Origin of the sequence: Amycolatopsis ponsaeliensis (assembly GCF_030182635.1) — a bacterium.
Lineage (GTDB): Bacteria > Actinomycetota > Actinomycetes > Mycobacteriales > Pseudonocardiaceae > Amycolatopsis > Amycolatopsis ponsaeliensis.
In genome coordinates this window covers 63,918-75,207 of record NZ_JAPZLD010000017.1, presented here as the reverse complement: position 1 = coordinate 75,207, position 11,290 = coordinate 63,918, and the positions used below count along the sequence as shown (strand labels likewise).

The 11,290-nt window shown below is 70.6% G+C and carries 8 protein-coding genes; 4 read left to right on the top strand and 4 right to left on the bottom strand.

Translation table 11 applies throughout. The annotated features are described in order from the left end of the window. Window positions 1-36: 36 nt before the first annotated feature. Window positions 37-1,446, bottom strand: coding sequence for an aldehyde dehydrogenase family protein (locus tag QQ657_RS25080; RefSeq protein WP_284744800.1), 1,410 nt, complete (start codon window positions 1,444-1,446; stop codon window positions 37-39). Between the two features lie 523 nt (window positions 1,447-1,969). Here QQ657_RS25080 and QQ657_RS25075 point away from each other — a divergent pair. From QQ657_RS25075 to QQ657_RS25060, 4 genes are read left to right on the top strand one after another with little or no spacing between them, the layout of a single operon-like run. Beyond that, on the top strand, window positions 1,970-3,454 hold the full coding sequence (locus QQ657_RS25075; RefSeq protein WP_284744680.1) for a CoA-acylating methylmalonate-semialdehyde dehydrogenase: 1,485 nt from the start codon (window positions 1,970-1,972) through the stop codon (window positions 3,452-3,454). Between the two features lie 31 nt (window positions 3,455-3,485). After that, complete coding sequence (locus QQ657_RS25070) at window positions 3,486-4,475, top strand: substrate-binding domain-containing protein (RefSeq protein ID WP_284744679.1); 990 nt, start codon at window positions 3,486-3,488, stop codon at window positions 4,473-4,475. A 31-nt stretch (window positions 4,476-4,506) separates the two neighbouring features. Beyond that, on the top strand, window positions 4,507-5,559 hold the full coding sequence (locus QQ657_RS25065; RefSeq protein ID WP_284744678.1) for an ABC transporter permease: 1,053 nt from the start codon (window positions 4,507-4,509) through the stop codon (window positions 5,557-5,559). Between the two features lie 6 nt (window positions 5,560-5,565). Next, the gene (locus QQ657_RS25060; RefSeq protein WP_284744677.1) at window positions 5,566-6,393 is read left to right on the top strand and encodes an ATP-binding cassette domain-containing protein; all 828 of its coding nucleotides are present in this window, start codon (window positions 5,566-5,568) and stop codon (window positions 6,391-6,393) included. A gap of 127 nt (window positions 6,394-6,520) precedes the next feature. Here the strand turns inward: QQ657_RS25060 and QQ657_RS25055 are convergent, their stop codons facing one another. The 3 genes from QQ657_RS25055 to QQ657_RS25045 are packed head-to-tail and all read right to left on the bottom strand — an operon-like array spanning window position 6,521 to window position 11,222. Further along, window positions 6,521-8,251 (bottom strand): CocE/NonD family hydrolase, encoded by a 1,731-nt coding sequence (locus QQ657_RS25055; protein WP_284744676.1) that lies wholly within the window; start codon window positions 8,249-8,251, stop codon window positions 6,521-6,523. Further along, the gene (locus QQ657_RS25050) at window positions 8,248-9,819 is read right to left on the bottom strand and encodes a CocE/NonD family hydrolase (protein ID WP_284744675.1); all 1,572 of its coding nucleotides are present in this window, start codon (window positions 9,817-9,819) and stop codon (window positions 8,248-8,250) included. Before QQ657_RS25050 ends, QQ657_RS25055 begins: the two co-directional genes overlap by 4 nt. After that, a complete protein-coding gene (locus tag QQ657_RS25045) occupies window positions 9,816-11,222 on the bottom strand; it encodes an MFS transporter (protein WP_284744674.1) in 1,407 nt (468 codons plus the stop codon). The genes QQ657_RS25050 and QQ657_RS25045 overlap by 4 nt, the downstream gene beginning before the upstream one ends. Window positions 11,223-11,290 lie beyond the last annotated feature (68 nt).

The following is an 11,290-nucleotide window of genomic DNA, read 5'->3' as shown; positions in this document are numbered from 1 at the left end:
GTTTCTCTTCCTCGTCGAAGTCGGGGATGAAGGTGATCAGCCGTGCAGCACGACCGTCTTCTCTTCGGTCATCTCGGCGACCGCGGCGCGGGGGCCTTCCTTGCCGATCCCGCTGCCTTTGAAGCCGCCGTAGGGCATCAGGTCCGCGCGCCACAGCGGCGTCCAGTTGACGTGCACGTTGCCGGCCTCGGCGTCGCGCGCGAAGCGGATGGCGGCCGAGACGTCCCGGGTGAAGATCCCGGCGCCCAGGCCGTAGCGTGTGTTGTTGGCGATCGCGAGTGCTTCGCCGGCGGAATCGGCGGTCGTCACCGCGATCGCGGGGCCGAACAGCTCTTCCTGGCTGAACGCCGAATCCGGGTGGACGTCCGTCACGATCGCCGGCTGCACGACGGCTCCGTCCCGGTCTCCGCCGTAGAGGATCTTGGCGCCGTCCTCGGCGGCCTGCTGGATCGCGGCGTGCACGCGGTCGGCCTCCCGGGTGGTGATCAGCGGGCCCATGGTCGTCGCGGCGTCGAGCTGGTCGCCCGCGCGGATCTCGGCGACGCGTTCGGTGAGCGCGTCGAGGAAGTCCCCGGCGATGGCCCGGTCGGCGACGACCCGCTGCACGGAGATGCAGACCTGGCCGGCGTTGGCGTAGCCGCCGATCGCGACCGAGCTCGCGGCGAGCTCGAGGTCGGCGTCGGCGAGCACGACCACCGGGCAGCTCGCGCCCAGCTCGAGGGACAGCTTCTTCACGCCGGCGACCCGCGTGATGTGCTCGCCGACCGCGGTGCTGCCGGTGAAGCTGATCTTGCGCACCCGCGGGTCCGCGCACAGCACGTCACCCAGCACCCCGCCCGGTCCCGGCAGGACCGAGAGCGCCCGCGGCTCGAGCCCGGCGTCCAGGAGGATTTCCGCCAGGAGCAAGGCGGTCAGGGGAGTGGTGCGAGCCGGCTTCAGCACGACGGCGTTGCCCGCCGCCAGCGCCGGGCCGATCTTGTGCAGCACCAGCAGGAGCGGGAAGTTGAACGGTGTGATCGCCACGACGACTCCGCACGGCTGCCGCAGCGTGAAGCCCAGCTTCGCCCGCCCGGCTCCCTTGTGCGCGTCCAGCGGCAGCGAGTCGCCGTAGAGCTGGGTGCCTTCGAAGGCCGACAGGCGGAGGATTTCCCCGGCCCGTGACGCTTCACCGGTCGCTTCGGCGAGGGTCTTCCCGGACTCGGCGCTGATCGTCTCGGCGAGCAGTTCGACGCGCTCGTCGGCGAGGGCCGCGGCCTTGAGCAGGATCGCCTGCCGGTCGTAAGCCGTCGTTTCCCGCTGGATGCGGGCGCCGGCCACGGCAGAGTCGAGGGCCCGAAGGGCGTCCTCGGCGGTGGCGACCGGGACGGTGTCGACGGCCTCGTCCGAGAAGGGATTCCGGACCTCCTCCGAGGCGCTTCCGGCGGTCCACTCACCGGCGGCGAACATCTTCACGAGCGACCTCCCGGCCTGGGAGGCGGCGTCGTGCCGATTTTGGAACGCTCCAAAACCGCAGGTGAAAGGGTTGGCATGGCATTTCCGATCTTGTGGTCGGGAACCGGGAGTTCCGTTGCGGGGAATCGCGGTGCTTCGACGGTGACGATGTGATCGAGCGGTCCAGCCGAGGACTGGGGGCGGACCTGGCGGCGCTTTGGAACGCTCCAAGGGTGCGCTGGGGCGGCGAGCTGTGTCAACACTTCGACCCCGAATGGCCGAAAACAGGCTCTTGACCTGGGGGTTCGCCGGATGGGGGCTTGACAGGACCGGCGGTGGAGGTTCAGTGTCTCGTTCCCAAGTTGCGGGGTTGTCAGGCAACGCACCCCCCGGGTGCTGGTGCTTCACCTCCGGCCACGGCGCCACCGCGCCCCTGGCCGGCGAGTTTCGGTGCACGACGAGATCGGCCGCGGCAGACGAACACGTCCGCCAGCGCCCCTTTTCGCCAGAGGGGACCGACCCCCAGGGACCCGGTCACATGCACACCATCGAACACTGGATCAACGGCGCCGCGACCCCGGCGGCCTCGACCCGCACCGCACCCGTCCACGACCCGGCGACCGGCCGGCAGCAAGCGCAGGTCCTGCTCGCCGAAGCGTCCGATGTGGACACCGCGGTCGCGGCCGCGAGCAAGGCCTTCGAGTCGTGGGGTGACTCCTCGCTGTCCCAGCGCACCAAGGTGATGTTCGCCTTCCGCGAGCTGCTCGTGAAACACGAAGACGAGCTTGCCCGGATCATCTCGGGCGAACACGGCAAGGTCGTCGAGGACGCCCGCGGCGAGATCGTGCGCGGCCGCGAAGTGGTCGAGTATGCGTGCGGCATCGCCGACGCGCTCAAGGGCAGTTTCTCGGATCAGGTCTCCCGCGACGTCGACGTGCTCAGCTTCCGCCAGCCTCTGGGCGTCGTCGCGGGGATCACGCCGTTCAACTTCCCGATCATGGTCCCGTCGTGGATGCACCCGGTGGCGATCGCCACGGGCAACACGTTCGTCCTCAAGCCGAGCGAACGCGACCCGTCCGCGTCGATGCTCGTCGCCGAGCTGTACGCCGAGGCCGGTCTGCCCGACGGGGTGTTCAACGTGGTGCACGGCGACAAGGTCGCGGTCGACGCGATCCTCGACCACCCCGACATCGCCGCGGTGTCGTTCGTCGGGTCGACCCCGATCGCGAAGTACGTCCACGAACGTGGAACCGCGGCCGGGAAGCGCGTGCAGGCCCTTGGTGGCGCGAAGAACCACGCCGTGGTGTTGCCGGACGCCGATCTGGAGTTCGCGGCGAACCACCTCACGGCCGCCGCGTTCGGCTCGGCCGGGCAGCGGTGCATGGCGATCTCGGTCGGCGTCGCCGTCGGGCCGGCCGGTGACCGGCTGGTCGAGATCCTCGAAACCAAGGCCCGCGAAGTGAAGGTCGGCCCGGGCAGCGACCCGGCCAGCGACATGGGACCGGTCATCACCGCGGCCGCCCGCGACCGCGTGGCCGACGCCGTCACCCGCAGCGCCGCGCAGGGCGCCACGGTGGTGGTCGACGGCCGCGACCTGAAAGTCGGCGGGCACGAGGAGGGGTTCTTCGTCGGACCGTCCCTTGTGGACCACGTGACGCCGGAGATGGACGCCTACCGCGACGAGATCTTCGGCCCGGTGCTGACGATCCTGCGCGCCGACACGGTGGACGAGGCGATCGCCGTCATCAATGCCAACCCCTATGGCAACGGCACCGCGATCTTCACCGCGAGCGGTGAGGCGGCGCGGAGGTTCCAGCGCGAGGTCAAGGTCGGCATGATCGGCGTCAACGTGCCGATCCCGGTCCCGATGTCGTACTACTCCTTCGGCGGCTGGAAGGACTCGCTGATCGGCGACAGTCCGGTCCACGGCCCGGAAGGCGTCCGCTTCTACACGCGCGCCAAGGTCGTCACCACCCGCTGGCCCCACGCCGAGGCCGCCTTCGATTTCCCCACGTCTAGCTGAAATCCCTTCCCCACACAAAGAGGTGTACAGAATGCAAGGAAAACGCGCTGTCTTCGCGATACTCGCAGCCGCGGTCCTGGTTGTCACCGGCTGCAGCAGTAGCGGTGGCAAGCAACAGGAGCAGGCCGCGGGCAACGCCGCCGCGGGGGTCGCCGACACCCCGCGGATGAAGGTCGCGATGATCACCCACGCGACCCCGGGCGACACGTTCTGGGACATCGTCCAGAAGGGCGCCCAATCCGCCGCCGCCAAGGACAACGTCGAGTTCGTCTACTCCAGCGACCCCGACGGTCCCAAGCAGGCCACGCTGATGCAGAACGCGATCGACCAGAAGGTCGACGGCATCGCGGTCGACCTGGCCCACCCCGACGCGATGGCCGGGGTCGTCGCGAAGGCGAAGGCCGCCGGAATCCCCGTCGTGGCCTTCAACTCCGGCCTGGACAACTGGCAGAAGCTCGGCGCGATGTCGTTCTTCGGCCAGGACGAGTCCCTGGCCGGGCAGGCGTTCGGGAACCGGCTCAACGAGGTGGGCGCCAAGCACGCCCTGTGCGTCATCCAGGAGCAGGGCCAGGTCGCGCTCGAAGCTCGATGCGCCGGCCTGAAGCAGGCCTACAAGGGGCAGAGCGAACTGCTCTACGTCAACCAGGCCGACCCGTCCGCGGTGCAGAGCACCATCCAGGCGAAGCTCCAGCAGGACAAGAGCATCGACTTCGTCGCCACCCTGGGCGCGCCGATCGCGCAGCTCGCGGTGCAGTCGGTGTCCGGCGCGGGCAGCTCCGCCAAGGTCGCGACGTTCGACACGAACAAGGCACTGGTCGACCTCATCAAGAACGGCTCGGTGCAGTGGTCGGTGGACCAGCAGCCTTACCTCGAAGGCTACCTGTCGGTCGACGCGCTGTGGCTGTACAAGACCAACGGCAACGTCAGTGGCGGCGGCAAGCCCGTGCTCACCGGGCCGTCGTTCATCACCAAGGACAACATCGACACCGTCGCCGAGTTCGCGAAACAGGGCACCCGGTGACCGCCGCGGCCGGAGTACCCAGGAGGATCCGATGACACAGGCACTCACGCCCACCCCGACCGCGTCGGCGCACCGCGTCCAGGCCCAGCCGCGTTCGCTGGTCCGCCGGATCGTCTCCCGGCCCGAGCTGAGCTCGTTGCTCGGCGTCATCGCGGTGTTCGTGCTCTTCTTCGCCGTCGCCCCGCCGTTCCGCGGGCCGGCCGCACTGTCCACAGTGCTCTATTCCAGCTCGACGATCGGGATCGTCGCCGTCGCGGTCGCGCTGCTGATGATCGGCGGCGAGTTCGACCTCTCGGCCGGCGTGGCGGTCACGACGTCGTCGCTGGTCGGCTCGATCGTCGCCTACCAGTTCTCGGTCAACGTCTGGGTCGGCGTCCTCGTCGCCCTGATCGTGTCGCTCGGCATCGGGTTCCTCAACGGCTACCTCGTGATGCGCACGAAGCTGCCGAGCTTCCTGATCACCCTGGCCAGCTTCCTGATGCTGCAGGGGCTCAACCTCGCGGTCACGAAGCTCGTCACCGGCAACGTCGCCTCCGACTCCATCGCCGACATGGATGGGTTCGACTCGGCGAAGGCGATCTTCGCGGCCGACATCCCGATCGGCAATGTCACCATCAAGGTCACGGTCCTGTGGTGGATCGCGTTCGTGGCGGTGGCGACCTGGCTGCTGCTCAAGACCAAGGCGGGCAACTGGATCTTCGCCGTCGGCGGCCAGGCCGACTCGTCGCGGGCGGTCGGCGTCCCGGTCAAGCAGACGAAGATCGGGCTGTTCATGGGCGTCGGGCTGCTGGCCTGGTTCGGTGGCATGCACCAGCTGTTCGCGTTCGACTCGGTCCAGTCGGGCACGGGCATCGGGCAGGAACTGCTGTTCATCGCCGCGGCGGTGATCGGCGGCTGCCTGCTGACCGGCGGCTACGGCTCGGCCATCGGCGCCGGGATCGGCGCGCTGATCTACGGGGCGACGACTCAGGGGATCGTCTACGCGGGCTGGAACCCGGACTGGGTGAAGTTCTTCGTCGGCGCGACACTGCTCGTCGCGACGCTACTCAACATGTGGGTGCGGCTGCGCACCTCGAGGAGGTGAGCGGTCATGGCTGACAGGACTCCGGTCGTCGAACTGGCCGGCATCGGCAAGAACTACGGCAACATCTCGGCGCTGCGCGGCGTCACCCTCGCGGTGCGCGACGCGGAGGTCACGTGCGTGCTCGGCGACAACGGCGCCGGGAAGTCCACGTTGATCAAGATCATTTCCGGGCTGCACGGCTACGACGAGGGGGAGTACCGGGTCGACGGCGTCCCGGTGCGGTTCGCGACGCCGCGCGAGGCACTGGACAAGGGCATCGCCACGGTCTACCAGGATCTGGCGGTGGTGCCGCTGATGCCGGTCTGGCGCAACTTCTTCCTCGGGTCCGAGCTGACTAAGGGGACCTGGCCGTTCCGCGTCCTGGATTCGGAACGGATGCGCGAGACGACGATCGACGAGCTGGGCAAGATGGGCATCGCACTGCCGGACGTGGAGGCACCCATCGGCAGCCTGTCCGGCGGGCAGCGCCAGTGCGTCGCGATCGCCCGCGCGATCCACTTCGGCGCCCGGGTGCTGATCCTCGACGAGCCGACGGCGGCGCTGGGCGTCAAGCAGTCCGGCGTCGTGCTGAAGTACGTCGCGGCGGCGCGCGACGCCGGGCTCGGCGTCATCTTCATCACGCACAACCCGCACCACGCGTTCATGGTCGGTGACCACTTCGTCGTGCTGCGCCAGGGCGAGGTCGAGCTGAACGCCGCGCGGGCGGACCTGACGCTGGACAACCTCACTCACCACATGGCCGGAGGTTCCGAGCTGGAGTCGCTCAAGCACGAGCTGAACCGCTTGCCCGCACCGGAGATCGGCGCGTTGTCGGGAGCATCGGCGGCCGGCTGACGCCGCGGTGCGCGGACGTCGCTGTGTCCTGGCCGTCGCCGGACGGCTTCGGCCAGGACAGGCGAAGTGTGCGCTCGCCGGCGGGTTCGGAGGTGATCGCGGTCCTTCCGGTGCGGTTCGCGGGTTCTCAGGAAGTCGGTCCCCAAGTGACCGGGCTGGTGGTGAACGAGTTCGGCGCGGCGAGCGGCACCGTGATCGATGACGGCGCCCACGGCGCCCGGCTGATGGCGGACCGCCCCGAGGCGAGGTTCGCGCTCTGCTGCGGCGTCGGGGCCAGTTGGAGGTGGAAGTCGGCCGGTGCCTGGCCGGTCAGCACGACCTGGAGCCGGTAGCCGGCCGGGAGCACGGTGAAGTTCGGCAGGACCGCGATGTCCATCTTCACGGTCTCGTTCGCGGTGAGAAGCCGTTGACTCGCATGCGTGAACGGGTGGCTCGGCTGGATCAGCGCGTGGCCGGCGCCGTACCAGCTCCGCCGGGCGTCCAGCTCGCGCATGCTTGCCAAGAGCCCGCCGTCCGACACCTTGGTCACGGCGCCGGACGGCGACACGAGGTTCACGGTCGCCGCCACGTACGCGTCCGGTGCGGTCGACTTCAGGTACAGGCTGACGTCGATCGGGCCGGCCAGCACGGCGTCCCGGGACAAGGGTGCGGTGGTGTAAGTGAGCGCGGAGGAGAGTTCGTCAGTTCCCGCGGCGGTGGGCCGGGTCGTCGTCAACGCGCCGCCGTCGCCGAAGTAGTACGTACCGGTGCCGGTGGACGGCGGCCAGGCGGCGGTGTCGACCCAGCGGCCGCCGCCGTTCTCGAACAGGTGCAACGGTTTCGTGGTGTCGGCCATGCCGGTCTTCCGGCCCTTCAACCACGTGTCGAACCATTCCTTGCGGACGTTCGAGAGCACGTCTTCGTTCACGTGCTCGCCGTGCGTCCACGGGCCCACGATGGCCTGGTACCGCCCGGTCACCCGCTCGCCTGCGGCGATGGGTGCGGTCACCGGACGGCCGAAATATGCGTTCTGCGCGGCCACGTACGCGCCGATGTTGCCGCCGGGGAAGAGGTCCTGCCAGCCCGCCTCGCTCAGCGCGGGAACGCCGTTCGCGACGATCCGCGGCATGAACTCCCGGACGTCGATCCCGTGCCAGTAGGCGTTGTCGTACGACCGGGCGCCACCGGTCGTCAGGTCGCCGGCCGTGACCGACAGCGGATCGGTCCGCGGGTCGTCCTCCGGCCCGCGCGGGAAGGCGTGGGAGATCGACGGGATGAACGTCGTCGGGACGCCGCCCACCGTCGCGAGGTCGTCGTACATCTCGGAATCCGTGCAGAACGGGGCAATGGCCTTGAGCGCCGAGTATGGGCCGGCCTCGGCCGCGGTGTACCACTGGTCGACGCCGAGGTACGAGCAGCCGTCGAGGCCGACCGCGCCGTCGGAGCCCGGAAGGTCGTGCGCGGCCCAGCCGACGAGCGTGGCGCCGTCCTTGCCCTGCCGCCTGCCGAACCAGTCCAGCTGCCCGCCCGAGGTGCCGGTGCCCCGGACCGAGGCCGTCACGTAGATGTACCCGCGTTCGACGAAATAGGCGCCGCCGGCCCGCGGATCGGGGCCCGGCATGCCGTACGGGGTCTGGGAAAGCAGAACGGGGAAGGTGCCCGGTGCGCGCGCACCGGTGACCGGGTCGGTGGGGTAGACGACTTGCGTGGACAGCACGACGCCGTCGTCCATCGTGACGGACGCGGGCACCGGCCGGCTCTGTCCGTAGGTCGCGGGTTCCGGCCTCGGCAGCCAGGCCGCTTCGGCCGGTGCGGGGACGACGATGAGCGCGGCCAAGGCTAGCAGCGCGGCTCCGGCCGGCCGACGGGCTTTCCTCATGCGGACTCCTGTTCGACGGGCAGGGACAGCGACGAATCCGCGCAGACGAGCGTGTAGTGAGCCGGTGCGGGGTTGCGGGCGAAGCGCGGGTAGGCGCCACCCGAGATCTGCAGGCGGATCCGGTGCCCGGCCAGGAAGCGGTGGGCGCACGGTCCGAGGCGCACGCTCACGGCTCCGGACGTCTTGGTGAGCCTGGTGAACGACTCCGTCACGTTCCACGACCGGCCGCGGTCGTCGACGTCGCACAGCCGGACGAAAAGTTCGGGCGGCGCGGGGGATTCCACCGTGAGGCGGAGTTCGAGGTGGGGAGCGCCGACGACGTCGAGATCGGTGTCGAGTGGTGCCGAGGTGAAGGTGACGACGTCGTCGCGGCTTTCGAGCGGGCCGTTGTCCTGGCGGCCCGCCTTGGCTGACATGTGGCGGCCGCCGAGGGCGGGGGTCGGGTCGGCCGGGTCGTAGGTGAACTCGACCGTGCCCGGATCGCCGGCTGGTTCGTCCCGGAGCTGCCCGCTGCCGTGCAGGGCCAGGGTGTGTCCGACGGTCTTCGGTGGCCAGGACGGCAGCGTCCGCCAGGTGCCGGCGCCGGTCAGGTGGATCCGGACAGGCGCCGGCCGGCGGGACGCGCTGCCCGCGAGGTGCCGGTCGAACCACGCCAGTGCTTCGGGATCGGCGACGCGTGCCGCTTTGAACGTCGTGTCCAGGTGGGTCCAGGGCCCGATCGTCATGGCGACGTTGACGCCACGGTCTTCGAGCGCCTGGAACTGTTCGATGGTCTGGTCGACGAAGACGTCGTGCCAGCCGCCGATGAGCAGTGTGGGCACCCGGGTCGTGGTGAGGGCGGCGGTCGCGTCGTACTCCGTCCAAAAAGGATCGTCCAGCTCGGGGTGACCGAGCCAGCCGGTGAACCACGGCGCGCCGGTGCCCAGCGCGCTTGCCGCGGCCGCTTCGGCGGTCGGTTCCCGCAGCGCGGCCTTGACGCGGCGGCGCGCGGCGACCATCTCGGGCAGGCCGGCCCGGATGGTGGCGCTCCAGACGAGGAAGTCGGCGAGGGCGAAGGATCCCGTGCCGCGCAGTGCCCGGGCGAAGTCGTGCGGCCCGACCATCACGACGGACGCCCGCAGCTCCGGCGGCGGGTCCTGGAGCAGCGCCCATTGGGTCCAGCCGAGGTAGGAGCCGCCGATGGTCGCGAGCCGGCCGGTGAACCACGGCCGGGTGCGCAGCCAGGCGACGGTGTCCTGGCCGTCGGACGCCTCCTGTGCCATCGGGCGGAACGTCCCGGTGGAACCGCCGGTACCCCGGACGCTCTGCACGAGCACCTGGTAGCCGCGCTCGGCGAACGCGCGCCCGTGGAAAAGGCTCTCCGGCAGGCCGCGCCCGTACGGAGTCCGGATCAGGACCGTGCCGCGGGCTTCCCCGGCCGGGGCGTAGACGTCGGTGAGGAGCTGTGCGCCATCGGCCGTGGGAACACGGATTCCGCGTTCTACCGTGTAGGCCGTCGTCGCCGGCGGCAGGCCGAACACCTTCCGGTGGATGGCGCTGACGACGCCTGCGCGCCGGGGCTTCGTCATGATTTCTCCTCCTGGTAAAGGACTTCGTCCGCCGGCGTGCGGACCGGCCGCGGGTAGAGCACGCCGGCGACCACCGCGGCCGCGGCCAGCGCGACGGCCGCGCCCCAGAACGCGGCGTGGTACCCGGCGATCTCCCCGCCGGTGCCGGACGCGGCCAGGGAGAGGCCGGTGAGCACGGCGATCCCGATCGAGCCGCCGATCTGCTGGGTGGTGTTCACGGTCGCCGACGCGATCCCCGCCTGCGCCGCGGGCACCCCGTCGGCCGCCGAGCTCATCGCCGATCCGAAGATCGCGCCCAGGCCGAGCCCGGCCATCAGGAGAGCCGGGAGGACGGACGTCGCATACGCGTCCTCGACGCCGATCCCGGTCAGGTAAAGGAATCCGGCCGCGGCGAGGGCGGATCCCGCGGTGACCGGCAGCCGGATGCCGAACCGGGGGACGAGCACCGCGCCGGAGGCCGCGGAGCCGACGGCGACCGACACGGCCATCGGCAGGAACGCCACGCCGGCGAGCACGGGGGAGAAGCCGAGCGTCCGCTGCAGGTAGTAGGCCAGGAACAGGTACATCGAGAACATCCCGACGGCGGCGAGCAGCATGACCAGGTAGGACGTGCCCCGCGTGCGCGACCGCAGGATCGGCAGCGGCAGCAGCGGGGCGCTCGCGCGGGATTCGACGAAGACGAAGGCCACGAGGAGGACGACGCCGGCGCCGAGGGACACCAGCGTCGCCGGACTGGTCCAGCCGAGCACTTCGGAGCGCCCGAAGCCGAGGACGAGCGCGAACAGCCCGGTGACGACCAGGCCCGTGCCCCACCAATCCGTCCGCCCGGCGCGCGCCTCCGCGGGCGGCAGGGTGACCAGGGCGCCGGCGATGACGGCGGCCGCGATGACGACGTTGACGAACAGGCACCACCGCCAGGACAGCGCGTCGGTGAGGATCCCGCCGAGCAGCAGCCCGACCGCGCCGCCGCCACCCGCGACGGCGCCGTACACGCCGAACGCGCGGCCTTGGCCGCTCGTGCCGCGGAACGTCGTGGACAGGATCGACAGCGCGGCGGGCGCCAGCAGGGCGCCGAACACCCCTTGCGCGGCCCGCGCGGTGACGAGCACGGCGAAGTCCGGCGCCCAGCCTCCGAGGGCCGAGGCGACGGCGAACCCAGCAAGACCGACGACGAAGCCGGTCCGCGCACCGACCCGGTCGTCGATGCGGCCGCCCACGAGCAGCAGGCTCCCGAAGGCCAGCGAGTACGCCGTCACCACCCACTGCCGGTCGGCGTCGCCGAAGCCGAGGTCGGCCTGGGCGGCGGGCAGCGCGATGTTCACGATGGTCGCGTCCAGCACCACCATGAGCTGGGCGAGCGCGACGACCGCGAGCACGCGCGAGCGTTGCCGGTCCGGGCCCATGCGCACCTCCGTATCGGAATAGCTATTCCGGATCGTAGCACCGGGTGCGCGGCGCGCTAGGGTCGAAC